The organism is Kroppenstedtia guangzhouensis (assembly GCF_014637345.1).
Taxonomy (GTDB): domain Bacteria; phylum Bacillota; class Bacilli; order Thermoactinomycetales; family DSM-45169; genus Kroppenstedtia; species Kroppenstedtia guangzhouensis.
The window spans coordinates 231,973-257,368 of sequence record NZ_BMEX01000001.1 but is presented as its reverse complement, the minus strand read 5'-3'; the positions used below and the strand labels follow the sequence as shown (position 1 = coordinate 257,368).

General features: G+C 54.6%; 30 protein-coding genes. 3 read left to right on the top strand and 27 right to left on the bottom strand.

Translation table 11 applies throughout. From position 1 onward, the window contains the following. Positions 1-165 precede the first annotated feature (165 nt). The gene (locus IEV46_RS01440; RefSeq protein ID WP_188429043.1) at positions 166-1,698 is read right to left on the bottom strand and encodes a YifB family Mg chelatase-like AAA ATPase; all 1,533 of its coding nucleotides are present in this window, start codon (positions 1,696-1,698) and stop codon (positions 166-168) included. Between the two features lie 454 nt (positions 1,699-2,152). Here IEV46_RS01440 and IEV46_RS01435 point away from each other — a divergent pair, with 454 nt between their 5' ends. Continuing rightward, positions 2,153-2,725 carry a hypothetical protein gene (locus IEV46_RS01435; protein WP_188429041.1) on the top strand — a complete coding sequence of 191 codons (573 nt, stop codon included), beginning with the start codon at positions 2,153-2,155 and terminating at the stop codon, positions 2,723-2,725. A gap of 54 nt (positions 2,726-2,779) precedes the next feature. Here the strand turns inward: IEV46_RS01435 and IEV46_RS01430 are convergent, their stop codons facing one another. The 11 genes from IEV46_RS01430 to ylxM form a co-directional block, all read right to left on the bottom strand. Next, complete coding sequence (locus IEV46_RS01430; protein WP_188429039.1) at positions 2,780-3,145, bottom strand: YraN family protein; 366 nt, start codon at positions 3,143-3,145, stop codon at positions 2,780-2,782. Positions 3,146-3,238: 93 nt separating this feature from the next. Beyond that, complete coding sequence (gene rnhB, locus IEV46_RS01425; RefSeq protein WP_188429037.1) at positions 3,239-4,030, bottom strand: ribonuclease HII; 792 nt, start codon at positions 4,028-4,030, stop codon at positions 3,239-3,241. Beyond that, a complete protein-coding gene (gene ylqF, locus IEV46_RS01420) occupies positions 4,005-4,895 on the bottom strand; it encodes a ribosome biogenesis GTPase YlqF (RefSeq protein WP_188429035.1) in 891 nt (296 codons plus the stop codon). The genes rnhB and ylqF overlap by 26 nt, the downstream gene beginning before the upstream one ends. A 15-nt stretch (positions 4,896-4,910) precedes the next feature. Next, on the bottom strand, positions 4,911-5,468 hold the full coding sequence (gene lepB / locus IEV46_RS01415) for a signal peptidase I (RefSeq protein WP_188429033.1): 558 nt from the start codon (positions 5,466-5,468) through the stop codon (positions 4,911-4,913). 102 nt (positions 5,469-5,570) lie between these two features. Further along, a complete protein-coding gene (rplS, locus tag IEV46_RS01410; RefSeq protein ID WP_188429031.1) occupies positions 5,571-5,915 on the bottom strand; it encodes a 50S ribosomal protein L19 in 345 nt (114 codons plus the stop codon). 106 nt (positions 5,916-6,021) lie between these two features. Continuing rightward, positions 6,022-6,765: a tRNA (guanosine(37)-N1)-methyltransferase TrmD gene (gene trmD, locus IEV46_RS01405; protein WP_188429029.1), complete on the bottom strand. Its 744-nt coding sequence runs from the start codon at positions 6,763-6,765 to the stop codon at positions 6,022-6,024. Positions 6,766-6,781: 16 nt separating this feature from the next. Continuing rightward, entirely contained in the window at positions 6,782-7,303 is a 522-nt protein-coding gene (gene rimM, locus IEV46_RS01400) for a ribosome maturation factor RimM (RefSeq protein ID WP_188429027.1), read from the bottom strand. 25 nt (positions 7,304-7,328) lie between these two features. Further along, a complete protein-coding gene (locus tag IEV46_RS01395) occupies positions 7,329-7,556 on the bottom strand; it encodes a KH domain-containing protein (protein ID WP_188429025.1) in 228 nt (75 codons plus the stop codon). A gap of 38 nt (positions 7,557-7,594) precedes the next feature. Further along, complete coding sequence (rpsP, locus tag IEV46_RS01390; RefSeq protein WP_188429023.1) at positions 7,595-7,867, bottom strand: 30S ribosomal protein S16; 273 nt, start codon at positions 7,865-7,867, stop codon at positions 7,595-7,597. Between the two features lie 19 nt (positions 7,868-7,886). Next, positions 7,887-9,236, bottom strand: coding sequence for a signal recognition particle protein (gene ffh / locus IEV46_RS01385; protein ID WP_188429021.1), 1,350 nt, complete (start codon positions 9,234-9,236; stop codon positions 7,887-7,889). 40 nt (positions 9,237-9,276) lie between these two features. Continuing rightward, complete coding sequence (ylxM, locus tag IEV46_RS01380) at positions 9,277-9,606, bottom strand: YlxM family DNA-binding protein (protein ID WP_188429020.1); 330 nt, start codon at positions 9,604-9,606, stop codon at positions 9,277-9,279. Between the two features lie 334 nt (positions 9,607-9,940). On the opposite strand from ylxM, the gene pdaA reads away from it, so the two are divergent. Together pdaA and IEV46_RS01370 are read left to right on the top strand one after the other, a co-directional pair. Continuing rightward, a complete protein-coding gene (gene pdaA / locus IEV46_RS01375; RefSeq protein WP_188429018.1) occupies positions 9,941-10,726 on the top strand; it encodes a delta-lactam-biosynthetic de-N-acetylase in 786 nt (261 codons plus the stop codon). An 18-nt stretch (positions 10,727-10,744) separates the two neighbouring features. After that, positions 10,745-11,308: an HIT family protein gene (locus IEV46_RS01370; protein ID WP_229735804.1), complete on the top strand. Its 564-nt coding sequence runs from the start codon at positions 10,745-10,747 to the stop codon at positions 11,306-11,308. Between the two features lie 14 nt (positions 11,309-11,322). On the opposite strand, the gene IEV46_RS01365 is transcribed toward IEV46_RS01370, so the two are convergent. From IEV46_RS01365 to IEV46_RS01295, 15 genes are all read right to left on the bottom strand, one after another. Next, the gene (locus IEV46_RS01365; RefSeq protein WP_188429016.1) at positions 11,323-11,517 is read right to left on the bottom strand and encodes a hypothetical protein; all 195 of its coding nucleotides are present in this window, start codon (positions 11,515-11,517) and stop codon (positions 11,323-11,325) included. A 70-nt stretch (positions 11,518-11,587) separates the two neighbouring features. After that, positions 11,588-11,887, bottom strand: a complete 300-nt coding sequence (locus IEV46_RS01360) for a hypothetical protein (RefSeq protein WP_188429014.1) — start codon at positions 11,885-11,887, stop codon at positions 11,588-11,590. A 391-nt stretch (positions 11,888-12,278) separates the two neighbouring features. Continuing rightward, complete coding sequence (ftsY, locus tag IEV46_RS01355; protein ID WP_188429012.1) at positions 12,279-13,274, bottom strand: signal recognition particle-docking protein FtsY; 996 nt, start codon at positions 13,272-13,274, stop codon at positions 12,279-12,281. A 14-nt stretch (positions 13,275-13,288) separates the two neighbouring features. Next, on the bottom strand, positions 13,289-16,879 hold the full coding sequence (gene smc / locus IEV46_RS01350) for a chromosome segregation protein SMC (RefSeq protein ID WP_188429010.1): 3,591 nt from the start codon (positions 16,877-16,879) through the stop codon (positions 13,289-13,291). A gap of 97 nt (positions 16,880-16,976) precedes the next feature. Next, entirely contained in the window at positions 16,977-17,315 is a 339-nt protein-coding gene (locus tag IEV46_RS01345; RefSeq protein WP_188429008.1) for a tRNA-binding protein, read from the bottom strand. Between the two features lie 552 nt (positions 17,316-17,867). Continuing rightward, entirely contained in the window at positions 17,868-18,563 is a 696-nt protein-coding gene (gene rnc / locus IEV46_RS01340; protein ID WP_188429006.1) for a ribonuclease III, read from the bottom strand. A gap of 17 nt (positions 18,564-18,580) precedes the next feature. Next, on the bottom strand, positions 18,581-19,828 hold the full coding sequence (gene fabF, locus IEV46_RS01335; RefSeq protein ID WP_188429004.1) for a beta-ketoacyl-ACP synthase II: 1,248 nt from the start codon (positions 19,826-19,828) through the stop codon (positions 18,581-18,583). An 86-nt stretch (positions 19,829-19,914) separates the two neighbouring features. Further along, positions 19,915-20,148 carry an acyl carrier protein gene (locus IEV46_RS01330; RefSeq protein WP_188429002.1) on the bottom strand — a complete coding sequence of 78 codons (234 nt, stop codon included), beginning with the start codon at positions 20,146-20,148 and terminating at the stop codon, positions 19,915-19,917. Positions 20,149-20,225: 77 nt separating this feature from the next. Next, a complete protein-coding gene (fabG, locus tag IEV46_RS01325; protein WP_188429000.1) occupies positions 20,226-20,969 on the bottom strand; it encodes a 3-oxoacyl-[acyl-carrier-protein] reductase in 744 nt (247 codons plus the stop codon). Between the two features lie 13 nt (positions 20,970-20,982). Beyond that, complete coding sequence (gene fabD / locus IEV46_RS01320) at positions 20,983-21,918, bottom strand: ACP S-malonyltransferase (protein ID WP_188428998.1); 936 nt, start codon at positions 21,916-21,918, stop codon at positions 20,983-20,985. Between the two features lie 29 nt (positions 21,919-21,947). Then, on the bottom strand, positions 21,948-22,952 hold the full coding sequence (locus tag IEV46_RS01315) for a beta-ketoacyl-ACP synthase III (protein WP_308420255.1): 1,005 nt from the start codon (positions 22,950-22,952) through the stop codon (positions 21,948-21,950). Beyond that, a complete protein-coding gene (gene plsX / locus IEV46_RS01310) occupies positions 22,949-23,947 on the bottom strand; it encodes a phosphate acyltransferase PlsX (RefSeq protein ID WP_188428994.1) in 999 nt (332 codons plus the stop codon). Before plsX ends, IEV46_RS01315 begins: the two co-directional genes overlap by 4 nt. After that, entirely contained in the window at positions 23,947-24,501 is a 555-nt protein-coding gene (gene fapR, locus IEV46_RS01305) for a transcription factor FapR (RefSeq protein ID WP_229735859.1), read from the bottom strand. The genes plsX and fapR overlap by 1 nt, the downstream gene beginning before the upstream one ends. Before the next feature lie 150 nt (positions 24,502-24,651). Next, entirely contained in the window at positions 24,652-24,825 is a 174-nt protein-coding gene (gene rpmF, locus IEV46_RS01300) for a 50S ribosomal protein L32 (protein WP_188428991.1), read from the bottom strand. A 39-nt stretch (positions 24,826-24,864) separates the two neighbouring features. Beyond that, positions 24,865-25,380 (bottom strand): YceD family protein, encoded by a 516-nt coding sequence (locus IEV46_RS01295; RefSeq protein ID WP_188428989.1) that lies wholly within the window; start codon positions 25,378-25,380, stop codon positions 24,865-24,867. Between the last annotated feature and the right edge of the window lie 16 nt (positions 25,381-25,396).

Below are 25,396 nucleotides of genomic sequence, written 5' to 3'. Positions count from 1 at the left end.
CTTTACGACGGTTTATGGAGCCTATCCCCGCCGAGCAGGGGTGTTTTTCAAGTATAAACCCCTAAAAAATTGATTCACATGACTTCCAATCATTTAACTGACTTCTCACCAGCTTTTCTAAAACTTCCTATAAAAGAAAGAGGTTATCAATCACAGCTCCCCCCCTCACTCCCACCACTTCCGGTCCAAGGTCCGGTACTGGATCGCTTCGGCGACGTGACTGGCGTCGATCCTCTCTTTTCCTGCCAGATCGGCGATGGTGCGAGCCAGTTTGAGTATGCGATCGTGAGCGCGGGCAGAGAGACCCAAAGTGTCAAAGGATTGTTTCAACAGATCCCGGGACTCCGAATCCAATGGGCAATGGTTGCGAATCAAGGAGGCGGACATTACGGAATTGTGGAGGATCCCAGTTCCCTTGTAACGTTCTGCCTGGATGGCATGGGCACGGGCGACCCGTTCCCGGATGGTGGCGGACGATTCCCCTTGTTGGGTGGAGGAGAGAGTTTGATAATCCACCCGGGGCACTTCCACATGGATGTCGATCCGATCCAAGAGAGGACCGGACAGCTTGGACCGGTAGCGGCGGACCTGCTGGTGGGTACAGGTGCAGGCCCGGTCTTCCTCATACCCGAAGTAACCGCAGGGACAGGGATTCATGGAGCCGACCAGCATAAATTCCGCCGGGAACGTCAACACCGCCCGGGCTCGGGCCACAGTCACTTCCCGGTCTTCCAAGGGTTGACGCAACACTTCCAAGACACTTTTGGAAAACTCGGGCATCTCATCCAGGAAAAGAACCCCCCGATGGGAGAGGCTGACTTCCCCGGGCTTCGGAGTTGAACCTCCGCCGATCAGACCCGCCTGGGAGATGGTATGATGGGGAGAGCGGAAGGGACGGCGTGTCACCAGCCTCCCCCGCCGGGCCAGGTGCCCGGCGATGCTCATTACCTTGGTCACTTCCAGGGACTCCTCAATCGTCATCTCCGGCAGGATGGAGGGGAGCCTTCGGGCCAACATGGTTTTTCCGGAACCTGGAGGACCGATGAAAAGGAGATTGTGCATTCCCGCAGCGGCCACCTCCATCGCCCGTTTCACATGGGCTTGTCCCCGCACATCGGAAAAATCATCCAATGGAGGCTCCACCTCGGTGCCGGCAGGTACGTCATCTCCGGTTCGCTCCGGTTGCCATTCTCCCCGCAAAAAAGCCACTGTCTCCTGCAGTGATGAGACCGGAATCACTTCCATCCCGTCCACCAACCTGGCTTCCGCTGCATTGGAAACAGGCAAAATCACCCGATTGAAGCCTCCTTCCACTCCGGCGATCACCATGGATAAAACTCCGGCCAGGGGGCGCAGCATCCCATCCAGAGCCAGCTCCCCGATCAACAGGGTCTTTGCCATCCCCTCTCCAGACACTTGACCACTGGCGATCAACACTCCCACAGCAATCGCCAGATCAAAGCTGCTTCCCTCCTTCTTCAGATCCGCCGGGGCCAGATTGGTCGTGATCCGTTGCAAAGGGAATTGACAGTCACTGTTCTTGACAGCGGCGCGAACCCGCTCCCGGGATTCCCGTACCGCGGAGTCGGGCAAGCCCACCAGATCGAACACCGGCAACCCGTTGCTGATATCCACCTCCACTTCCACAATATACCCATCAATCCCCAATACGGAACTGCTGTACAATTTAGCGTACATAACTTCCTCCCGCTTTTGTAAAAAATCCGAATACCTGGTTATCTGAGCTGACAAGGTCTCCTTTCGGGATGTGAATCCCATTCCCAGCCTCCAAGAACGTAATGAAACAGATACTCGTCAGCCTCATTGCCCCCTTTCACCAGGCGTTCCCCTCATCTTCAATTCCTCACCCGCATTTGTCAGCCCTTACGGGACAACGTGTCCGCCTTCCCCCGCAGTGCTCCACCTCAGCGTGCTCTCTCCTCGCCCTGCTCCTTCCTCCAACCCCCAATGCCGATTATTTTTCGACTCCTGCTAGGTATTCCTTTTTTGATTTTATTGGTAGGAAGACAGACCTCCGGCTGAGAAGTTGCCGGGAAAGAGCCCTCCCGCCGCCTCCTTGACTTCCCTCCTTTTTCTCCATAATACCTTTCGATATAATGGTGATAATCAGGCTCAAAAGGGGAGAGTTGGGATGTTCTCGAAACTTAAAGAGCTGTTCGACTTCACTCCGGAGCCGAACCACTCCGATACGAAAGAGGATTTACATAAAGAACTGGAGCATTTAAAAAAAGAGAATGAAAAGTTGCGACAAAACAGCCAAATCAGCAACCGGAAAACGGAGAGTCCATCCTCTCGCCGGTACCATCTGGAGTTTTTCCTGTATGACCTCAAAAACGACACAGACACCCACTACACGGAAGCGGATATCCATCGCTATCCCATGATGGGTTTCACCATCCATTATCTAGATGAAAATGGACGAAACAACCGACCGGAATGGATTCCCTATCTTTGTGAAGGTTTGGTGAAAACCTTTGAAGCGATGAAGGTGGTCTCCCATACAGTGGATGAACCCGACCTTTACAGCTTTTTTGTCGATTTGAAGCGGTATCCCCATGCGGAAGTGAAAAAATGTATCTATCTTGTATTTCACCAGCTATGCCAATGGCAGAGCGCCGGTAAAGATCAAATCTCACTACGTGTGCATATCGGGGGAGATGAGCTCTACCAAGAGCTTTTAAACAGCCACATGGAAGCTGTTTGACTCTCTGTTGAAATCCGGTGAGAATTCACCGGATTTTTTCCGTGGGAGAAAGGTTCAAAAAGCCCCTTCCAAATGGTCAAAGCGCAGGGGAACACCGGAGGGAGACAGGAGTACGGAGATCACATCGATCCGAAATGAGGCCATCTGTGGTTGTCGTGATTGCAAGTAGGCCAGTGCCAGTTTGCGAACTTGTTGTTGTTTTCTGCGACCGATGGATTGAAAACCATAACCATATTGCCGCCCACGGGTGGTCCGAACCTCAACAATCACCAACTCCCCTGCCCGCTCTGCAATCAGATCCAGTTCTCCATACCGGTTGCGCCAATTGGTTTCTAAGATGTTGTACCCTTTATTTTCAAGATAGCGGGCAGCCAAGGCTTCACCGATCCGACCGGTTTCCCTGCGCCGGTCTCTGCTCACAAAATCCTCCCTCCCTCAATTTTCTTTTAAATCCATCATAATACATAATTCCTTCTATTTCCACGAATAGCCACAAAAAATCCCCGCCATCTCTCAGGCGAGGTTACTTTTTTCATCCCGTTCCCTTACCGGTGCAAAACTTTTCCGGTGGATGGGACAGGCTCCCCAACGTTCCAGCGCAGCCAAATGATCCGGTGTTCCATATCCCATGTTTTTTTCAAATCCGTACTGGGGGTATTTTTTCCCTGCCGCAATCATCCATCGATCCCGGACGGTTTTGGCGATGACAGAAGCAGCGGCGATGGAATGACTGAGTGCATCCCCTTTGACGATGGGATGCTGGGGAAGAAGAAGCCCCGGAACCTCCACTGCATCCAACAGAAGACAATCCGCTGCCGGTGATAGATCCGCCACAGCACGGCGCATCGCTTCGTAAGTGGCCTGAAGGATATTGTGATCATCGATGTATCGATGATCGGCCACCCCGATACCGATAGCCACCGCATCCCGTTCAATTCTTACCCGTAGGGACTCCCGTTCTTCAGGGGATAATTTTTTGGAATCGTTCAACCCTGTTGCATCAAATTCCAAAGGCAGGATCACCGCCGCCGCCACCACCGGTCCGGCCAGCGGACCGCGACCTGCTTCATCCACGCCGGCGATCGCCTGATAGCCTTGACGGCGGTACGTGCGTTCCAGTCGCCACATTTTGTCAATCCGTTCCTTTTCCCGCCGGCGGGCTTCCTGCTTTTTTATGTAAGAGACAGCCAGCTTGCGGACGCCGGCCCGGGAATCCGTCTGGAGCGCTTCCAGGAAAGAAGGGGATACGTCTTTATCCTGCTCCAGACGGATCTTGATCTCACGGATCGTTCCCTTCACGCTCATCGGTTTCTTCCTCCCAATCCGTGGGAAATTCCAAGGAGATCCTGCCCAGGCGACCGGAGCGGTAGTCACGCAACACCACTTCCGCCGCCTTTTCCAAATCAATTTCCCCGCCCTTCTTCATGCATCCTCGGCGTCTCCCCACCTCTTCCAGCAAGAGACGTGCTTCCCGCTCCTTCCCGGGGTTCACCCGATATCGATCCCGGATGAGATCAGGATAGCGTTTCGCTATGTAATTTAACAGGTAGAGACCGATTTCTTCCACGGGGAGAATCTCTTCTTTGATCGCTCCGCTTGCCGCCAGTCGCAGGCCCACTTTGGGGTCGTCAAATTTAGGCCAAAGGATCCCAGGCGTATCCAGAAGTTCCATTCCGTTTCCCAGCTTGATCCACTGTTGAGTTCGGGTCACGCCCGGCCGGTCCCCGGTTTTTGCCGTGCTCCGTCCGGCAAGGCGGTTGATCAGGGCCGATTTGCCCACATTGGGCACACCCACCACCATGATCCGAATCCGGTGACGTTGGATTCCTTTGCGGGTTTGGGAGGCGAGTTTCTCCTTCACCAATTCCCGGCTGATGGGACCGATCTGTTTGATCCCTGTACCGGACAAGATATCCACCGGCTGTGCCCGCACTTTATCTGAACGGAAAAACCCGGCCCAGAGCCGGGTGGCCTCCCGATCCGCCAGATCACTTTTAGTGAGGAGGATGAGACGGGATTTTTCCCGGATCAGATCCTCGATCATCGGATTACGGCTGGACAAAGGTAAGCGGGCATCCAGCAATTCGAAGACCAGATCCACCTGCTTCAGTTTTTCCTCCACTTGCCGGCGGGCTTTGGCCATATGTCCCGGAAACCATTGGATTGTCATCTTGGAATCACCTTTTCACCAAAGAAAGGAAAAGTCACTTGCGGGCCAAAACACGAGGTCTGCCCGTCCCACAATCGAATCGATAGGAATCGGCCCCAGCTCCGGGCTGCGGCTGTCACTGCTGTTCATCCGGTTGTCTCCCATCACAAAAACATGTCCTTTGGGGACTGTTACAGGTTCAAAGTCCGCCGTTCGGTTCCCCTCATCTATGTACGGTTCCTCAATACTCTTCCCGTTCACCCGAACCATATTATTTTGGGCGGAAACAGTCTGACCCGGAAGCGCTATCACCCTTTTGATGTAATCTTTGTTTTTTGTGGCATGGAAAACGACCACTTCGCCCGGTTTGGGGTCCCGAAAGTGGTAGATTACTTTGTTGACGATCACCAGATCCCCATCATGCAGAGTGGACAGCATGGAAGGTCCGGAAACGCTGAAGGGAGAAAAGACCAGATAGCGGATCACCAAGGCGAGGATAGCTGCGATCGCTAATGCCTGCACCCATTCCCAGGTTTCATCGTAACCCCGCTTACTGTGACCGTGTCTGGTGGAACGGGAGATGAACTCGCTCATGAGGCTCCTCCTGACTCTCGCGATCACACCAACAAGAATATGGAGATTTCAGATATATTATGTTGATAAAAGGGCTTGGGATACCCAAGCCCTCCCAACTGATTAATGAATTTCCTTGATCCGAGCCGCTTTGCCACGCAGTTTGCGCAGATAAAACAGCTTAGCGCGACGCACTCTACCGCGACGGGTCACCTCGATCTTGTCGATCCGTGGAGAGTGCAACGGGAAGGTCCGTTCAACGCCGATGTTATATGAGATCTTCCGGACTGTGAACGTCTCGGAGATTCCTCCTCCACGCCGCTGAATCACCACACCTTCAAAAACCTGAATCCGTTCCCGTTGACCTTCCACAACTTTTACGTGAACCCGAACCGTGTCACCAGCACGGAATTCGGGGATATCCTTACGCAATTGTTGATCGCCGATTTCGCGTACGAGCTGGTTCATGGGTTTCCCTCCTTCCCGTCAGTGTTATATATCCTCCGAACTTTACTTAAGCACAAAAACCATTTTAGCACATGGTTTCACTGAAAACAATGAACACCGTGGAGAGTCAACTTTCACCGGTTTCTTCTTTCAATTTTTTGAGGAATTGCTGATCTTCTTCGGTTAACTCCGCCGTCTCCAGCAGGTCCGGCCGTCGCTCCCAAGTGCGGATCAGGGACTGGCGCCGGCGCCAGTGATCAATCTCTGCATGGTGTCCCGACAACAAGACATCCGGCACCTTCCACCCTTGAAAATCGGCGGGGCGGGTATACTGGGGATATTCCAGCAACCCCATGGAAAAGGAATCCGTTTCCGCCGAAGAATCGTTGCCCAAAACACCAGGAACCAAACGGATCACGCTATCCATCAGCACCATCGCCGGCAACTCGCCTCCGGTCAGCACGTAATCGCCGATGGAGATCTCCTCATCCACCAGATGTTGCCGGATCCGTTCATCAAACCCCTCATAATGGCCGCACAGGAGAATCAGACGATCATGACCGGCCAACTCCTCCGCCTTTTGCTGGGTGAAGGGAAATCCCTGGGGGCTCATCATCAGCACCCGAGGCCGGATCGGTGCATCCCGGACCAGGTCCTCCACCGCCCGGAACAGGGGCTCCGGTTTCAACACCATCCCACTGCCGCCGCCATAAGGGGTGTCGTCAACAGTGCGGTGCTTGTTGTTGCTGTAATCACGGAAGTTTGTAACCGAAACCTTCACCAGCCCCTGCTCGATCGCCCGACCGATCACGCTGGAGGAAAAGAAACCCTCGAACATTTCCGGAAACAGTGTCAAGACATCGAAACGCAAGGCCGTGTCACCTCGATCACTCCAACCCTTCCATCCACCGGATGATCACCTGCTTGGCCGAGGGGTCCACTCTCCGAACCACATCATCGATAAAGGGGATGAGGATTTCCCCACCGCCGTCTTTTTGGATCACCCAGACATCGTTGGCTCCGGGCTGCAGGATCTCGGTGATGATCCCCACAGGTTCGCCTTCCGTGGTCACGACCCGGGACCCGATGATTTCATGTAGGTAAAAAGCGTCCTCCTCAGGTTCCACCGCTTCCTCCCGGTTGACCTTCAACAGGGCGCCCTTGAAGGGTTCCGCCTGATTGATGTCCGTCCACTCCTTGAACTGCAGCAACCAGAAATCCTTGTGCGGACGGGCACGGACCACTGTGATGGGGCGCCTCTCCTCCAGACTCGGATGAACCAGGAGAAGCTGAGTGCCGGGGGCAAAGCGACGCTCCGGGTAGTCCGTCCGTGAACGGACCCGAACCTCCCCCCGGATGCCGTGGGTACCGGCGATCCGGCCCACTGTCAACTGATCCGGTGTCTGCATGGAGCGCCCTCCTTTCAAACTCCGATCAGACGATCTTCACCGTGACCCGTCTCTGCTCTCGCACGGCGGCGGCACCGACCACCGTGCGAATCGCCTTGGCGATACGGCCTTGTTTTCCGATCACCTTGCCCATATCTTCCGGATCAACGGAAAGCTGTAGGACGAGGCCGTCTTGATCTTCTGTTTCCCGGACGCGTACGGCATCAGGGTGGTCCACCAACGCCCGGGCAATCACCTCTACCAGTTCCTTCAATCTGACTCCCCCTCGGGCCGGATGATTTCAGCCTGGGATTACTTTTGGTTTTTGGCGTCGTGCAACTTTTTCAGAATGCCTTCTTTCCGGAACAGGTTTTTCACTGTATCGGAAGGTTGGGCACCCGTGTTCAGCCATTTCATCGCCTTCTCCTCGTCAATCTTGACCTGAGCCGGTTGGGTCAGCGGGTTGTAGTACCCGATTTCCTCGATGAACCGACCATCGCGGGGAGCACGGGAATCGGCCACCACCACACGATAGAACGGGGATTTTTTGGCTCCCATCCGTTTCAGACGGATCTTCACTGCCATTTTTGCTTTCACCTCCTCTTCAGGGCATGAACGGAAATTTAAGCTTCCCGAACCCTTTCTTTTTCTTTCCCTTGGACATGGAGGTAAGGTTCTTCATCATCTTCTTCATGTCCATAAACTGCTTGATCAGCCGGTTGACATCCTGCACCGTGGTCCCGCTGCCGACGGCGATCCGTCTACGCCGGCCGGCGTTGATGATCTCGGGATGCTGTTTCTCCTCCCGGGTCATCGAACGGATGATCGCCTCCACCTTGGTGAGCTGTTTTTCATCCACTTGGAGGTTCCTCATGTTTTTCATCTGTCCCATCCCAGGCATCATGCCCAGGAGTTCATCCAAGGGACCCATATTGCGTACCTGCTCCATCTGTTCAAGGAAGTCATCGAAGGTGAACTGCTGGGTGCGCAATTTTCGCTCCAGATCCTTCGCCTTCTCCTCGTCGACGGAGGCTTGGGCTTTTTCGATGAGAGTGAGGACGTCCCCCATGCCCAGGATGCGGGAAGCCATCCGCTCCGGGTGGAAGGGTTCCAGTGCATCCACTTTTTCCCCCATGCCGACAAATTTCACCGGACAGTCCGTCACCGATTTGACCGATAGGGCGGCTCCGCCCCGGGTGTCTCCATCCAGCTTGGTCAGAATCACACCAGTCAGCCCCAGTTCCCGGTTGAAGCTGTCCGCGACGTTGACGGCATCCTGACCGGTCATCGCATCCACCACCAGCAGGATTTCGTCGGGTTGCACCTTCTCCTTGATCGCCTTCAGTTCATCCATCATCGTCTCATCGATATGGAGACGACCGGCGGTATCGATCAGGACGGTATCGTGGCCCTCTTCCTTGGCTCTGGCCACCCCTTCGGCGGCGATCCGGACCGGGCTTTCCTGATCCCCCATGGAGAAAACCGGCAGCTTCACCTGGTCTCCAAGAACCTCCAGCTGCCGGATGGCCGCCGGACGGTAGACGTCACCAGCCACCAAGAGCGGATGGCGATTCTGCTTTTTGAGATGGCGACCCAACTTTCCGGTGGTGGTGGTCTTCCCCGCCCCCTGGAGCCCGACCATCAGGATTACTGAGGGTTTCGAAGTGAGATTCAGTTTCTCCCGGGTCCCGCCCATGAGGCTGGAAAGCTCCTCATTGACAACCTTGATCACTTGCTGGCCGGGTGTGAGGCTTTTCAGCACTTCCTGTCCGACGGCGCGTTCCCGCACCTTGGACACAAAGTCTTTGACCACTTTGTAGTTGACATCGGCTTCGAGGAGGGCCAATCGAACTTCCCGCATCGCAACTTTCACATCCGCCTCGCTCACCTTTCCCTTGCCACGCAATTTGGCGAGGGCCGATTGTAGCCGTTCGGACAACCCTTCAAATGCCATGCGATAAGCCTCCCCGTTATGTGATCCCGGTCATCACCGGTCAATCCATGCCCAAAAGTTCCTTCAGCAGTTCCTCCACATCCTTCTGCGTCGGGTGGCCTTCCAGCCTTTCCAGAATCCTGTCAGCCAACTCCCGCCTGCGGAGGTGTTTTGTAAGGAGTCCCAGTTCTTCCTCCAGGTTCTCCATTGTACTTCGCGAGCGTTTGACGGTCTCATGAACTCCCTGACGGGAAATGCCGAGGTGATTTGCGATTTCCCCAAAGGACCAGTCTTCATAGAAATACAACTCCATCACCTGCCGCTGCTTCTCCGTCAGCAAAGGGGCGTAAAAGTCATACAGCAGGTTGACCCGGGTCGTTTCCTCCAGCATGAACCCACCTCACATCCCGTCAAGCCAAACACCTTTACACGAAAGCTATCATATCAGGCGGGAGGACCCGTGTCAAGGTTTTCCCATTGGCAGTCTTAAGATCCCGGGTAAAGGTTTGATTTGGCTTAGACCCCTTTATTTGGTTGGATCGTCTTCAGTCTACGCGAAATATTACCTAGAAGCGTTGTGAAAAGCCACAGGGCGGGTTGGATTTCCATGGAGTGATGTTGGCAGTTCAGAACTACAAAAAGGTCATGTGAAACTCAATCCCAGTCATCTCGGCCAGCACTCATTCACAATGCTTCCAATATCTCGAATAAAGGAGTGACACTTTATGAAGCGTGCACCCTGGTTGGCACTTGTTTCCATCATCATCGCATCACTATTGGCGATCCCGCCTGCAACGGCTTACGGGACAACGCCTTATCACTTTGGTTTTAAAAAGAGTAAGGACGGTCAGCTCGCTTCCATTGCACAGGAAGGTTTTATGGAGATCCTTCGGAAGCAGGGTGCCATCTTTCTCGGGGATACAGATAAAAAAGAACTGTATCTCACCTTTGATAACGGATATGAAAACGGGTATACCACCCAGGTTCTCGATGTTTTAAAAAAGAAAAAGGTGTCCGCCGCTTTTTTTGTGACGGGCCATTATGTCAAAGACCAGCCTGAATTAATCAAGCGGATGGTGAAAGAAGGGCATGTGATTGGAAATCACTCGTGGAGCCATCCGGACATGTCTCAAATCCCTGTCAGCAGGATGAAGGATGAGCTGTCCAAGGTCCAGGAAAAGGTCTTTCATTTGACCGGACAAAAGGAAATGCATTTTGAACGCCCTCCCCGGGGAATTTTCAGCGAAAAGACCTTGGCTGTCAGCAAAGAGCTCGGGTATACCACAGTTTTTTGGTCAATCGCTTATCAGGATTGGAATCCGAAGCAGCAAAAAGGATGGAATCATGCTTATCAAAAAGTGATGTCTCAGCTCCATCCCGGGGCGGTGATTCTGCTTCACTCCGTCTCCAAAGATAACGCGGAGGCCTTGGCAAAAATCATTGATGATGCCCGGCAACAAGGATATGAGTTCAAGAGTTTGGAGCAGTTGAAGGTGAAGCATTATAATTAGTATAAAAGACTCACCGCAGTGATGAAGGTTTGGCTTCATCCGGCACGGCAACCCTTCCCGTCCATGAAGGAAATTCAGAACTCCCGTCGAACAATCAATGACAGTCTGACCAAGGAGGGTGATCGATGGTATTCAGGTCGTCAGAGGGAAAAAGATTGTATCACTTGCAAAAAGCTTCGCGGCATCGTCCCTTTGATGGGTGGTGCCGTTTACGAAAGTGATCGCCTTCTGATCTCCCATTTGATCCCCGGAGAAGGAGATCGGCACCACTTGGGCCATTTTCTGATCGAACCGAAACGGCATATCGAAGGTCTCGGCGAACTCACCGATATCGAAGCAGCTGAGACCGGCCGGATGACGACCCGTCTCAGCCACGCCCTGAAGGAAAGTGAAGGTGTCGATCTCATCTGTCCTTCGTCCTGGGCCACCACATTCCCCCCTTCATATCCATGTGATCCCCCGCTACCCCGGTGCTCCTCGGGAATACTGGGGGGGCGGGTCAATGAGTGGCCTGATGCACCCCGGGGCGGGAAGGAAGCGATCGAGGCGCTGTGTGAGCGGGTACGGAGAAAATTGATTTGAGCATCCGCCTCCATCTATTGCCGGATCAAACCTTCCGTCTCCATATCATAGTTGATCGCATTTGTCCGTAGCCGACGCAGGATGTCCCAGGGCTCCATCCCTTCCGCCAGCACCAGCTCCACTTCCTTCGGACTCTCCTCACCCAGCCAGTGCTCCGTTCCCACAAAGTCGATCGTCCCCTCAGACAATTGCGGGCGCAGGAATGCCAAAGCTTCCTCAGCCCACTCCTTTGAACCGACAGCGGAAAATCCATGTGGATCTCTAACCCCTCCAACCTCTTCAAGATCCCCACATCTTTTGATCGTAAAAATCCGCTGTCAAAGAGATATACTCCGACACCGTGGGATCTGTTTTCAAGAACGAATCCAGATGTGCATGATCATGATACCTTCCCGGCACCGAGATGCGGGGGCCTGTTCTGGACAAATCGATAAAGCTCTTGATCATATAACGGAATATCCCGGAGCTTCCCACCAAAAACAAAGTCTCAAACCGTTTCTCCACATGTAACCGGTCATGAGGGTATTCGTACCAAAGCCGTTCGTAATCCCGACTCGTAAAGTTCATGTAACGGTTCATATCGAATTTCACCCAGCCATATTTTACTATTATCCACTTTCCATTTCGCATTTTGGATCGTATTCTTTTCCATTCTTTTAAGGGAAATTGCAGATAGTGATGCAACAGAACCAGATCCAACCCTCGTTGAAACCAATTGTTTTTCAAAGCTGAACCTGCACCTGCCCATGCCCGGTGAACAACATGAAGAAACCGCCGTATCCGGCGGTTTCTATGGTGATCTGGTCTATTTTCCACAGGATGAAGATGGGGAATGGCTGGCAGTTGTGGTCAGGTGGTGAATGCCGGAATGAAATAGCCAAAACTGACGGTCCATTTTGTGAACCACTGTTCCAAACGACGGAGAGCAACCCCGACCGATTCCTGGACAGCGGATCCGGCCGGGGTTGCTTCAGTTTGGATCGGTTCCTGTTTCCTTCTCGATCTCCTCCACAAACAGGGCATGGACAAACTGTTCCCCATCAAAAGGCTGCAGGTCGTCCATCTGCTCTCCGAGACCCACCCATTTGACAGGAACCCCCAATTCCTGCCGAATCGCCAGAGCGATCCCGCCTTTGGCAGTGCCATCCATCTTAGTGAGGACGATCCCGGTGATCCGGGTGGCGTCATGAAATATTTTTGCCTGTTGCATAGCATTCTGCCCGGTGGTGGAATCCAGCACCAGCAGGGTCTCATGAGGAGCTTCAGGCACTTCCCGGCCAATCACCCGGTGGACTTTCTTCAGCTCCTCCATCAGGTTCACCTTGTTTTGCAACCGGCCGGCGGTGTCACACAGCAAAATGTCCGCTCCCCTGGCAAGGGCTGCTTGGATGCCGTCAAAGATCACTGCCGCCGGGTCGGATCCGGCTTGGTGACGGATCACATCGACTCCCACCCGTTCACCCCAGACCTCCAACTGTTCAATCGCTCCCGCCCGAAAGGTGTCCCCCGCCGCCAGCACCACTTTTCGACCCTGTTCCTTGTACTGGTGGGCCAGCTTGCCGATGGTGGTCGTCTTGCCGACACCGTTGACACCGACAAACAGGACAATGGACAAGCTATCTTCTTTTAAATTCATAGCCTGGTCTTCCCCGTCCCCTTGCAAAATCCCAAGGAGGATTTCCGACAACAGGGGCTTCAAGTCCCCGGGATCCTTCAATTTCCGTTCCTTGACCTCGGTCCGGAGCTTTCCCACAATTTCCAGGGTGGTGTTGACGCCAACATCGGCGCCGATCAGGACCTCCTCCAATTCTTCATAAAGCTCTTCATCGATTCGATTGCGACTGAACACCGAATCTATCGCCCCCACCAGGGAGGCACTGGTCTTGCTCAGTCCGCTTTTAAATTTCTGCGTCACCGAATCGGTGGTTCGGGAAACGCTCTCCTTCAACCGTTGAAAAAAACTCATCACCTTAAACCTCCTTATCCCTGGCCAGCCGCCGCCTCATCCTGCCCTTCAAAGTCCTCCAACCGGACGGAGACGATCTTGGAAACCCCTGCTTCCTCCATCGTCACCCCATACATCACATCCGCCCCTTCCATCGTCCGTTTGCGGTGGGTGATGATGATAAACTGAGTCTTCTGGGAAAATTCCCGGAGATAGCGAGTGAAACGGCTCAGATTGGCTTCATCCAGGGCGGCATCCACTTCATCCAGCACACAGAAGGGAACCGGCTTGTACCTCAATACGGCGAACAAAAGGGCAATGGCCGCCAGCGCCCGTTCACCGCCGGAGAGAAGCCCCAGGTTCTGCGGCTTCTTACCGGGGGGCTGAGCAATGATCTCAATCCCCGTCTCCAACAAATTGTCCGGTTCGGTTAACCGCAGATCCGCTCTTCCTCCACCGAACATTTTAGCAAAAACGTCGACGAATTCCTCACGGATCACCGTAAAGCTCTCCTGGAAACGATTGGACATCTCCAATTCAATATTGCGGATCACATCCTGAAGGGAGGCTTTCGCCTCCAGCAGATCATCCCGTTGAGAACTGAGGAACTCCAACCGGGTGGATAACCGGTTATGCTCTTCGATCGCCCCCAGGTTGACTTCCCCGAGGGAGGCGATCTTCCCGCGCAGGGAACGAACCTCCCGCTCCGCCCGCTGTGGCTCTTCCGGCTTTCCATACCGCTCTCTGGCCAGCTCAAAGCTGATTTCATACTCTTCGGCCAGTTTCTCCAAGAGATGGTTCAATTCCACATCCATCCGGTTGGCTTTCACTTCCTGTTGATGCAACCCTTCCTCCTGCTTTTTCAGCTCCTGACGAAGGGTGCGGAGCTTCTGCTCCTGCTCCCCCCGGTCGCTGTGAAGATGATCCCGTTCTTTTTTGGCTATCGTGAGCGCCTCCTGGGATGTCACTTTTCGCTCCCGCAACTCTTCAGCGCGCTCCGCCAAGATCTGGCTTTCTTCCCTGTGATCTGTTTCACCGGATTCCAACCCGGCCAATTGCTCCTCAAGCTCGGTCAGCTGATGGGTGAGTCTCTCCCCTTCCCCTTCCAACCGGCGGCAGTCCGACTCCAAATATTCCCGTTCCTGGTTCAGCCGGGCCGCCTTGATTTTCCAATCCGTCACCTCACGGCTGGCTTCATCCTTTTCTGACGCCTGTCTCTCCATCTGTTCCAGGGCTTGATGGATGTGTCGCCTCAGTTCCGTTTCCTGCACATCCATCGCGGTGATCCCCTCGTCCAGTTGAGAAAGACGGTCCTGAATCCGCCGGGCTTCTTTCTCGCTTTGGACTTTTTCGGAGGAGGTCTTCTCCCGTTGGGATTCCAGGTTTCGCACTTCAACCGCCACTTCCCGCCGGGTCGCATTCAGTTCCTGCTCCCGCCGGCGCAGCTTTTCCCCTTCTTTTTGGACCTCATCCATCCGGCCTTCCAGTTCCTCCATCCGTCGGAGGGTCTCCCGGTGAACTTCCTCGGCCTGTTTCAGCTCCGCCTGGGCTGTTCTGATTTCTTGGTCCAATTTTTCCACCTGCCGGGAGCGCCCCAACAGGTTGGCCCGATTTTTTTGCCGGCTTCCCCCCGACATGGATCCGCCGGGGTTGACCACATCCCCCTCCAGCGTGACCACACGAAATCTGTAGGACATTCGGCGGGCGATGGTATTGGCATCTTCCAGAGTCCGGGCCACAATCACCTGGCCCAAAAGATTGCGGACGAGAATGTGATAATCGGGATCCGTCTCCACCAGTTCGGCGGCGACTCCGACCACACCCGGCAAGCCGTTTAGTATCTCCCGCTCCCGCGTTGGCAACAGGCGCTCTCGGATCACATCCAACGGAAGAAAAGTGGCCCGGCCGGCCCGCCGTTCCTTCAAGAAACGAATCCCGTTGCGGCCGGTTTGCTCATCCTCCACCACCAAATATTGCATCGCTCCGCCGAGTGCGGTCTCAATGGCCGCCTCATAGGATTCCGGAACACGGATGAGCTGGGCAACCGCCCCACGGACTCCCGCCAGCTCCCCCGCCCCACGGTCCCGTGCCTTTAGAATCTCTTTGACTCCCTGGAAGAAACCGGCGTGCTCCGCATCCATCTCCTTGACGATTTCCCGCCGGGAACAAAGGTTGTCCCTCCTCTGCTCCACTTCGCGAAGCAGGTGGGCGGCAGAGCTGATTTCCCCTTCCAGAGCTTTTTTCTCTTCCACCTGTTTCCGGTATTGTTCCGCGCAACGATCCAAGGATTCCCCGATTTCTTTCAGTTCTTTGTCCAACCCATCGATCCGAACTTGGAGATCCGCCGCGGTTCGCTTTTCCAATTCTTCCTGAACCGCAAGCTGTTCCTTCCGCTCCGCTGTTTTCCGTCCCTCTTCCTCCAAGTGGTGCCGATCCCTCTGAAGACGGGTGCGGTCATTGAGGAGTTGTTGCAATCTTTCCTTTAACCGGTCCAGATCCGATTCCAGGCCGTCCCCCTGGCCGGTGAGCCGGGACTCCGCCTCCTTCAGGCTTGATTCCGTTTCAGCCAACTGCTTCTCTTTCTCACGCAACCGCTCTTGCTGCCTGTGAAACTCTGCTGTGAGGCGTTCCTTCTCCTCCTCCAACTCCCGGATCCGCATCCGGGTCTGTTTCATCGTTTCCAACCGGTTGCGGGAACGCTCCTGCAACACCTCCCGCTGTCCCTCAGTCTTCTCCAATTCCTCACTGACAGACAGCAGCTCCCCCTGGAGACTCTCCAGTTGTTCTTCCTTTTGCCCGATTTTCCATCGCAATTCTTCCAATTCGGCTTCCCGTTTGGACACATCGGCAGCCAGCCGGGCCTGCTCCTCCTGCCGCTCCTGAAGGGAGCGGTTGGCTTCCTGCCAATTTTGATGCAACGTTTCGATCTTATGTACATACAACCCAATCTCCGTCCGGGCGAGTTCGGACTTCCATTCCTTGTACTGTTTGGCTTTTGCCGCCTGCTCCTCCAAGGGAGCCACCTGATCTTCCAGTTCACTCACCAGATCCTGGATCCGGGACAAATTCTGATCGGTGGACTCCAGCTTTTTCTCCGCCTCCCGCTTGCGGGACTTGTACTTGACGATCCCCGCCGCTTCCTCAAAGATGGCCCGCCGGTCTTCCGACTTATGAGAGAGAATCTCGTCGATTCGTCCCTGCCCGATCATGGAGTAAGCTTCTTTCCCGATACCAGTGTCCATAAATAGTTCGGTGATGTCTTTCAGACGGCAGGACTGTTTGTTGATGTAATATTCACTCTCCCCGGACCGATAAACTCGCCGGGTCACCGTCACCTCGGAAAAATCCAGGTTGAGTTTGTGATCGGTGTTGTCAAAGGTGATGGAAACCTCACAGTAGCCGACAGGCTTCCGGGAATCACTGCCGGAGAAAATCACGTCCTGCATCGATGCCCCCCGGAGTGATTTGGCACTCTGCTCTCCCAACACCCACCGCATCCCGTCAGTCACATTACTCTTCCCGCTCCCGTTGGGACCCACCACTGCGGTCACCCCGGGGGGGAATTCCAATTCGGTCCGGTCGGCAAAGGATTTGAACCCGATCATGTCCAGCCGTTTTAAGTGCAATAGTACTTCCCTCCTCTCCTTGTCCGAAATTATATTTTACTATAAAGGGGAGACGCCGGGAAAAGAATCCTGTACCGAATCTTTGTTTCGCCGGATTTCAGCTGATCCGTTTTCCCAGGGGCACCTCCCGGTCGGCTTGGATCAAAGCCACCTCCCCTTCCCCTGTCTCCACTCCTAAAACGAGAACTTCGGACATGAAATCAGCCACCTGCAACGGTGGGAAGTTGGTGACAGCCAACACCCGCATTCCAGCAAGCCCCTCCAAAGTGTAGAGTTTGGTGATCTGGGCACTGCTTTTTTTCACTCCCAGCTCCTCCCCGAAGTCGATCCACAGCTTATACGCCGGTTTGCGCGCTTTGGGAAATGCCTCCGCCCGAAGAATCTTGCCGGTGCGGATCTCCACTTTCAAAAAGTCATCAAAATGGATCTGAGCCATCTGAATCCCTCCTCTATACGAAAAATAATGATGGAGCCCATCTCAACTTCAGGTTCGGTCGACATCAATCTGCTTCCGTTTCCCTCTTCCGTCACCCGGCTCCGACCTATTCTCCATTTCTTTTGCTCGCACCAACCTCTTCAGAAAAGCGGCGATCCGTTCATAAGCCTTGATTCCGCCACGCGAAGATGAGCATAAGGACGATCAGAGCGAGGGGCAGAAGGCCCCATGTTAAATGCCATCATTTGATCCCTCCTCGGTGATCTTTATGAAACCCGATCCGTCAACAGCGGATTTCATCGGACGATTCATTGCACCTGATGCGTTGTGAAAAAGCCGTTCACAGAGAGGGTTTCCTTTCACATGAAGCATGTTTGGATCGTCTGACTTTTGGATCCGGAATGTGAAACCCACCACGACCAACCCGGCACTTATCCACAACGCTTCTAACACAAGGGAAGATTCGATAGCAGACAAAGGGAAGCCTGTCATCACCGGCTTTAAAATATGAAAACCACCGGTTATCGTCCTGGGAAACCGGTGGCTGCTCGTTTACTGTTTCTGTTGATGAAACCGTTGGAGTCCCTCGGCGGCGGCCCGCTGTTCCGCTTCTTTTTTGGAACGTCCCGCTCCGGTTCCCAGCTTTTCTCCGGCCAACCACACTTCGGCCACAAACTGACGGTCATGAGCCGGTCCCTGGACGTCGACAATCTGATACACCAGAGAGCCGAGATGCTCCTGTTGCACCGCCTCCTGGAGTCTGCTTTTGGCGTCTGATCCCTGGGCGAGCCATTGGTCGTCAATCCGGGGGAGAATTACTCGGTTCATAAAAGCGATCACCCCGTCCAAGCCCTTCTCCAAATAAAGGGCACCGATAAATGCTTCAAAAACATCAGCCAGGAGGGCGGGACGGTTTCGACCTCCGGTAAGCTCCTCCCCCTTACCCAGTCGGACATATTTGCCGAAATTCAGATCCCGGGCAAAAGAAGCCAGGGAAGGCTCACAGACGATCCGGGCCCTCATTCGAGTCAAGTCCCCTTCTTTAAGATGGGGAAACCGATGGTAGAGGTGTTCCGAGACAGTCAGTTCCAGCACTGCGTCACCGAGAAACTCCAGCCGTTCGTTATCCGGTTGGTGGCGTTCCCCTTTCCGCTCATGGGCAAAAGATGTATGGGTGAATGCCTGTAAAAAAAGCTCCTTGTTTTGGAGAGACAGGCCGATGGTCTGTCCGAGTTCGGCCAGATTCAACTCCGATCACCACCTGCTTATTCGGCCCCGTCGTATTTCTTCAGAGCGATGGTCGCATTGTGGCCGCCAAAACCCAATGAGTTGGACAAGGCTGCCCGGACCGGCACTCGGCGGGATTCATTGGGAACATAGTCCAGATCACACTCGGGGTCGGGGTGTTCATAATTGATCGTCGGGGGCAGGATTTGCTCCTTCAGGGTGAGAGCGGTCGCAATCGCCTCAACACCCCCGGCTGCCCCCAACAGATGGCCGGTCATCGACTTGGTAGAACTGACCGCCAATTTGTAAGCATGATCGCCAAAAACCGTCTTGATCGCCATGGTTTCAAATTTATCATTTAAATCGGTGGAGGTCCCATGAGCATTGATGTAATCAACCTCCTCCGGTTCCAGCCCAGCATCCTTCAATGCCCGCTTCATCGCCCGGGCGGCGCCTTCCCCTTCCGGTGCCGGGGCTGTCAGATGATAGGCATCCCCGCTCATCCCATAACCGGCCAACTCAGCGATAATCTCCGCTCCCCGGGCAAGGGCGTGATCCAGACTCTCCAGGATCACAATTCCGGCTCCTTCCCCCATGACAAACCCATCACGTTCCATGTCAAAGGGGCGGCTCGCTTTTTCCGGTTCGTCATTTCGGGTGGACATCGCCTTGTTTGCACAAAAACCGGCAAAGGCCATCGGACTTAAAGTGGCTTCTGCACCACCGGCAATCATCACATCGGCATCTCCCCGCTGGATGATTTTGGCCGCATCCCCGATGGAGTGGGTACCCGTGGCGCAGGCGGAAACTGCGGAACTGTTGGGTCCCTTCGCCCCGACGGTGATGGAGACCTGCCCTGCCGCCATATTGGCGATCATCATGGGGATGAAGAAGGGACTGACCCGGCGGGGACCTTTTTCAAGGAGCTTGATGTGCTCTTCTTCCCAGGTTTTCAGCCCGCCGATCCCCGAACCCACATAGGTTCCGACCCGATCCGGATCTTCTTTGGACATGTCGATGCCGGCGTGTTTCAACGCATCCAAGGAAGCCGCCACTGCCATCTGGACAAAGCGATCCATCCGCCGGACTTCCTTACGGTCCATATATTTTAGGGGATCAAAATCTTTGACCTCCCCCGCAATCCGAGTGGGATAGGCGCTTGCATCAAACTGGGTGACCGGTCCAATCCCCGACTTCCCGATGATCAAGTTATTCCAAAACGTCGGGATATCATTGCCGATCGGTGATAAGACGCCCAGACCGGTGATCACCACTCGCTTCGACAATCTCGTCACCGCCTTTGAAATTTACGTGCCATAGGAAGATGATGAAGGGGAGAAAGTCCCGTCAATGAACGGGACTTCCGACTCCTTCAGGCACGGGATTCGATATAAGTAACGATATCTTGCACCGTGTTAATCTTTTCCGCTTCTTCATCGGAAATCTCCATGGAAAATTCATCTTCCAGTTCAAGAATCATGTCCATCACATCGAGGGAGTCAGCCCCCAGGTCGTCCTTGATGGATGCTTCCAAGGTAACTTCGGAGGCATCCACCCCCAGACGATCCACGATGATTCGTTTTACGCGATCCAGCGTATCCGCCACTTCCTTCACCTCCCCTCTCGTATTATACGAAATGGCCTGCAAAAAAACTAGCAAACGTCACTTCCCGCAGGAAAGACTCAGGAAGTGACCATCCCTCCGTCCACATGGAGGGTCTGGCCCGTGATATAGCCCGCCGCGTCGGAGGCGAGGAATCGGACCGCACCGGCCACGTCTTCCGGCTTGCCGAGTCGTGCCAGGGGAATTTGACTCATCATTTCCTCGCGAACCTCTTCACCCAGTTGGGCGGTCATATCGGTTTCGATAAAACCAGGGGCCACCGCATTGACAGTGATTCCGCGACTGGCAAGTTCCTTGGCCGCCGATTTGGTGAGTCCGATCACCCCCGCTTTGGCTGCCACATAGTTGGCCTGCCCCGGATTACCCGAGATTCCGACAACAGAGCTGATGTTGATGATCCGACCGGACCGTTTCTTCAACATCGGCCTTGTGACCGCCTTGATGCAGAGGAAGACCCCTTTCAGATTGGTGTCCACCACCCGATCCCAATCCTCTTCTTTCATGCGAAGCATCAAATTGTCCCGGGTGATCCCGGCATTGTTCACCAGGATATCGATTCGCCCGAAGGATTCCAGAATTTTTTTGACAGCGGAATCAACTTGTCCGGCATCAGATACATCCGCTTGGATGATATCGGCCTGCCGGCTGACTCTCCGGATTTTGTCCGCGGTTTCCTCCGCCGCATCCCGGTTACCCGCATAGATGACAGCCACATCAGCCCCGGCTTCGGCAAGTGAAAGACTGACCGCCCGTCCGATTCCCCGGGAACCCCCCGTCACCATCGCGACTTTGCCGCTTAACATGATGAACCCCCTTTTATCCCATTTTATCCAAAGTTTTCCGCATCGATTCTCCATCTTGAATGGAAAGGGCTGTAACCCCCCGCTGAATCTTCCGCACCAGTCCGGTCAGCACATTCCCCGGACCGATCTCCACAAAGGTATCCACACCTTCATCGATCAACCGGCGGATGCTGTCTTCCCACAGAACGGGAGCGGCCACCTGTTCCACCAGTGCTTTGCGGATGCCGGCGGCTTCCTGTCGCGGACAGGCGGAAACATTGGCCACCACAGGAATCCGGGCCCCCCGGATTTCCAACCGGTCCAGTACCTCTTTCATCCGTTCCGCCGCCGGCTTCATCAGACTGGAGTGGAAAGGTCCGCTGACAGACAAGGGGAGCACCCGGCGGGCACCGGCTTCCTTCGCCTTCGCACCAGCCGCTTCCACCGCTTCTTTGCTGCCCGAGATCACCAGTTGTCCCGGGCAATTGTAATTGGCCGGTTCCACCACCCCCTGCTCCCCGCTTACTTCACGACAAATCCGGTCCACACTCTCCCGGTCGAGACCGATCACCGCTGACATAGCTCCTTTTCCGGCGGGAACCGCCTCTTCCATCAACAAACCCCGTTTTCTAACGGTGCGGACCGCATCTTTAAAAGTGAGAGCCCCTGCCGCCACCAGTGCGGAATACTCCCCCAGACTGTGGCCTGCCACAAAGTCCGCTGTCAACCCTGCCGTCTCCACCATACGATACAAAGCCACGCTGGTGGTGAGAATGGCCGGCTGGGCATTGGCCGTCAAGCAAAGTTCCTCTTCCGGACCCGCAAAACAGAGGCGGGAAAGAGAATAACCCAGTTCTTCATCAGCTTGTTCAAACACTTCCCGGGCCCGTGGGTCCGTATCATAGACCGCCTTTCCCATCCCGATGGTCTGGGACCCCTGCCCCGGAAACAGAAATGCTGTCTTGCCCAAGAATACCGTCCTCCTTCAACAACTGTGGATCATTTCGTCTCCATGATCCACTTCAGCACCGCTGCTCCCCAGGTCATTCCCCCGCCGAACCCGACCAACACCAGGGTGTCGTCTGGTTTGATACTTCCCCTCCGGGCAGCCTCATCCAAAGCGACAGGAATGGAGGCGGAAGACATGTTGCCGTAGCGGTCCAGGTTGATCACCACTTTATCCGGGGACAACCCCAGTCGCTGGACAGCGGTATCGATAATGCGCGTGTTGGCTTGGTGAGGAATCAGGAAATCCACATCCTCCTTGGTCATTCCCGCTTTGCGAAGAGCTTCCTCCGCGGAGCTTCCCAGAACCCGGACGGCAAACTTGAAGACCTCACGGCCATTCATCGAGATAAAGTGGAGACGATCTTCCACCGATTGAGCCGATGCCGGAATCCGGGACCCCCCGGCAGGCTGCTTCAACAAATGGCCGCCGGAACCATCTCCCCCCAGTTCAAAAGAAAGAAACCCTTTTCCTTCATCCACAGGTCCCAGCACAGCGGCTCCCGCTCCATCCCCGAACAGGACACAGGTGTTCCGGTCCGTAAAATCGGTGATCTTGGAAAGACAATCCACCCCGATCACCAAAGCGTGGCGGTACATTCCGTTGGAAATGAACTGAGTGGCGACGGAGAGTCCGTATAAAAATCCGGTGCAGGCCGCAGACAAATCAAAGGTGGCCGCTCTGTCCGCACCCAACTGATCCTGGACCAGACAAGCCGTGGCTGGGAAGGACATATCCGGGGTCACCGTGGCTACGATAATCAGGTCCAGGTCCTTCGCCCTGATCCCCGCAGATTCCAATGCCCGACGACCCGCTTCCACGGCCAGATCGGAAGAGGCCTGGTCATCTGCAGCAATCCTCCGCTCCCGGATTCCCGTTCGGCTGACGATCCACTCGTCACTGGTATCCACCATTTTCTCTAAATCAGCATTGGTCAACACTTTTTCGGGCAGATAAGCTCCCGTGCCGATGATCCCCACCGATCCCATGATCCTCATCCCCTACCAAGTCGTTGTAGTTCCTCGGATATTTCCTTGATCACATTCCGTTCGACAAAGCGGCGGGCCTGGCAGACGGCATTGTACACCGCCCGCGTATCGGAAGAGCCGTGGGCTTTCACCACCGGCCTGATCAGGCCGAGGAGCGGCGCTCCCCCGTGTTCTTTATAATCCATCTCCTTGGCGAACCGTTTCAGGCCCGGTTTGAGGATGGCGGCGGCCAGTTTAGTGGCAGGACTCCGGGTCAGCTCCTCCTTCAGGCGTCCGAAAACAGCCTTCGCCACACCCTCGGTGTTTTTCAGAAGAACATTTCCGGTGAATCCGTCACATACCAACACATCGCAACCCCCATCCAGGAGATCCCGCGCTTCCACATTGCCGATGAAATGGACCGGCAACACCCGAATTCGTTCAAAGGATTCTTTGGTCAATGTCGTCCCTTTTCCTTCTTCGGTGCCGATATTGAGAAGACCCACACGAGGTTTCTTGAATCCGAGCACTCTTTCGGCATAGATACTGCCCATCAGGGCATACTGCTCCAAGTGCTCAGGGCGAGCCTCCGGATTGGCCCCCACATCCAACACCAGCATTCCCTTCCCGTCGAGGGTGGGAAACATCGGAGCCAAGGCAGGACGTGCGATCCCGTCGAGACGGCCGGTCACCATGGTGCCGGCAGCCATCAATGCCCCGGTGTTACCAGCACTGATGAATGCATCCGCTTCGCCCTCCCTCACCATCCGGCAGCCGACCACAATGGTGGAACCTTTTTTACGGCGAATCGCCCGTACCGGTTCTTCCTCCGCTGTGATCCATTCTTCCACCGCTTTCAGGCTGAGATTGGCGGGAAGCCGTCCTTTTAGCAAGGCCTCGAACTTTTTTGCCGGACCCAGAAGGATCAGTTCTGTATCTGACCACTCCTCCGCTGCCTGCAGAGCTCCTTCCACCATGGCCGCCGGTGCATGATCACCGCCCATGATGTCCAATGCGATCCGCATCATTGATCCTCCTTTGAGCGGTAAACATCGAATATACCTTGAAAAACCGTCTCTTCCCCAACGAGTGTACGGACATCCACCTGCGTACGATGGGATGTCAAATGGATCACCCTTGCATGTGCCACACATGTTTCACCCAATCGAACAGGGCGAACAAATCGGATGCTGGCGGTGGCGGTCAGCACCTGCTCCGCGTCGACCACGGCAACCGCCAGAGAATTCGCCTGGGCAAACAGGTGGTGACCCCTGGCGATCTGATGGCGGGCAAACACATGCTCCTCCCGGATTTTCAACTCCGAGGTCCCGCTGTGATCCAGTTTCAATTCAGTCACATGCCCGATGACTTCTTCCAGTCCGAGAGAGCGAACCTGGTCAAAGTTTTTCTCCGCCATGTTTTTGATCCGTTCCCGCAACTCAGGGATTCCCAACTCCATTCGATCCAGTCGGATGGTTTGGATACTGACCCGGTACCGACGGGCCATCTCCTCGTCAGTCAAAAACGGCTCGGACTCCAAAGCCCGTTGCAACTTTTTCTGCCGTTCTCTTTTTGACAGGCGCACAGCGGAGGGTTCACCACCTTTTATTATCACGTACTAATACCAAGTACTAAATCAGTATAGCGAAACACTCTTTCCAAGGCAACCTCCGAAAATCATAAATATAAAAAGGACCCGAATGATGGGTCCTTGACACCGTGATGAAGATCAGTCGTTCACCACTTCGTTCCCTTTGTAGTAACCGCACTCCGTGCAAACCCGATGAGACAGTTTCATTTCACCACACTGCGGGCATTTCACCATCCCCGGGACCGACAGTTTGAAGTGGGTCCGACGTTTGCGCTTGCGGGATTTGGAAGTTCGCCTTTTAGGTACTGCCATTGGTTTCACCCCCTCTTCAAAAACAGACCGATATGGGGATTATGGATCCCTGTTCAAAAGTTCTCCCAGTTTGGCCAACCGGGGATCGACCCGCCGGTTGTCACACTGGCAGGAAGCTTTGTTCCAATCGGTTCCGCATGTGGGACACAAACCCTTGCAATCTTTCCGGCACACTGGAGCAAAGGGCATGCTCAACAGCAAAGCTTCCCGGATAAAAGGAGTCAGATCGGTCGGCCGATCAAGTGAGACTAGGAGGATTTCTTCCTCTCCGCTGGCATCCACCCGGTTTTCGTCTTCGGTGAAAACCCGGTGCCAACGGGTGGATAAGTCCCTCTCAAATCCGGAAAGGCACCGGGAACAGCGAAAGGTCGCCTTTGCGGACTGATCCCCTTGCACATGAAACAAACCTTGATCCTTCCAGGCCGTAATCTCCACCTTTACAGGCTCCAGTTGGATCAGATCGGGATTTTCCTTCTCCAACCCGTCCAGCCGCACTTCCTCTTCACAGTGAAGAGGATTGGTGTTTTGATTCAATTCCCGGAAAGTGAACATCATATGCACGACTCCCTTT

What these genes read in the sequence shown, in the direction of transcription:
- IEV46_RS01440 (WP_188429043.1), bottom strand. Translation starts at nt 1,698, where the DNA reads ATGTACGCTAAATTGTACAGCAGTTCCGTATTGGGGATTGATGGGTAT.
- IEV46_RS01435 (WP_188429041.1), top strand. Translation starts at nt 2,153, where the DNA reads ATGTTCTCGAAACTTAAAGAGCTGTTCGACTTCACTCCGGAGCCGAAC.
- rnhB (WP_188429037.1), bottom strand. Translation starts at nt 4,030, where the DNA reads ATGAGCGTGAAGGGAACGATCCGTGAGATCAAGATCCGTCTGGAGCAG.
- ylqF (WP_188429035.1), bottom strand. Translation starts at nt 4,895, where the DNA reads ATGACAATCCAATGGTTTCCGGGACATATGGCCAAAGCCCGCCGGCAA.
- lepB (WP_188429033.1), bottom strand. Translation starts at nt 5,468, where the DNA reads ATGAGCGAGTTCATCTCCCGTTCCACCAGACACGGTCACAGTAAGCGG.
- rplS (WP_188429031.1), bottom strand. Translation starts at nt 5,915, where the DNA reads ATGAACCAGCTCGTACGCGAAATCGGCGATCAACAATTGCGTAAGGAT.
- rimM (WP_188429027.1), bottom strand. Translation starts at nt 7,303, where the DNA reads ATGCAGACACCGGATCAGTTGACAGTGGGCCGGATCGCCGGTACCCAC.
- rpsP (WP_188429023.1), bottom strand. Translation starts at nt 7,867, where the DNA reads ATGGCAGTGAAGATCCGTCTGAAACGGATGGGAGCCAAAAAATCCCCG.
- ffh (WP_188429021.1), bottom strand. Translation starts at nt 9,236, where the DNA reads ATGGCATTTGAAGGGTTGTCCGAACGGCTACAATCGGCCCTCGCCAAA.
- ylxM (WP_188429020.1), bottom strand. Translation starts at nt 9,606, where the DNA reads ATGCTGGAGGAAACGACCCGGGTCAACCTGCTGTATGACTTTTACGCC.
- pdaA (WP_188429018.1), top strand. Translation starts at nt 9,941, where the DNA reads ATGAAGCGTGCACCCTGGTTGGCACTTGTTTCCATCATCATCGCATCA.
- IEV46_RS01360 (WP_188429014.1), bottom strand. Translation starts at nt 11,887, where the DNA reads ATGAACCGTTACATGAACTTTACGAGTCGGGATTACGAACGGCTTTGG.
- ftsY (WP_188429012.1), bottom strand. Translation starts at nt 13,274, where the DNA reads ATGAGTTTTTTTCAACGGTTGAAGGAGAGCGTTTCCCGAACCACCGAT.
- IEV46_RS01345 (WP_188429008.1), bottom strand. Translation starts at nt 17,315, where the DNA reads ATGGCTCAGATCCATTTTGATGACTTTTTGAAAGTGGAGATCCGCACC.
- fabG (WP_188429000.1), bottom strand. Translation starts at nt 20,969, where the DNA reads ATGTTAAGCGGCAAAGTCGCGATGGTGACGGGGGGTTCCCGGGGAATC.
- IEV46_RS01315 (WP_308420255.1), bottom strand. Translation starts at nt 22,952, where the DNA reads ATGAGGATCATGGGATCGGTGGGGATCATCGGCACGGGAGCTTATCTG.
- plsX (WP_188428994.1), bottom strand. Translation starts at nt 23,947, where the DNA reads ATGCGGATCGCATTGGACATCATGGGCGGTGATCATGCACCGGCGGCC.
- rpmF (WP_188428991.1), bottom strand. Translation starts at nt 24,825, where the DNA reads ATGGCAGTACCTAAAAGGCGAACTTCCAAATCCCGCAAGCGCAAACGT.
- IEV46_RS01295 (WP_188428989.1), bottom strand. Translation starts at nt 25,380, where the DNA reads ATGATGTTCACTTTCCGGGAATTGAATCAAAACACCAATCCTCTTCAC.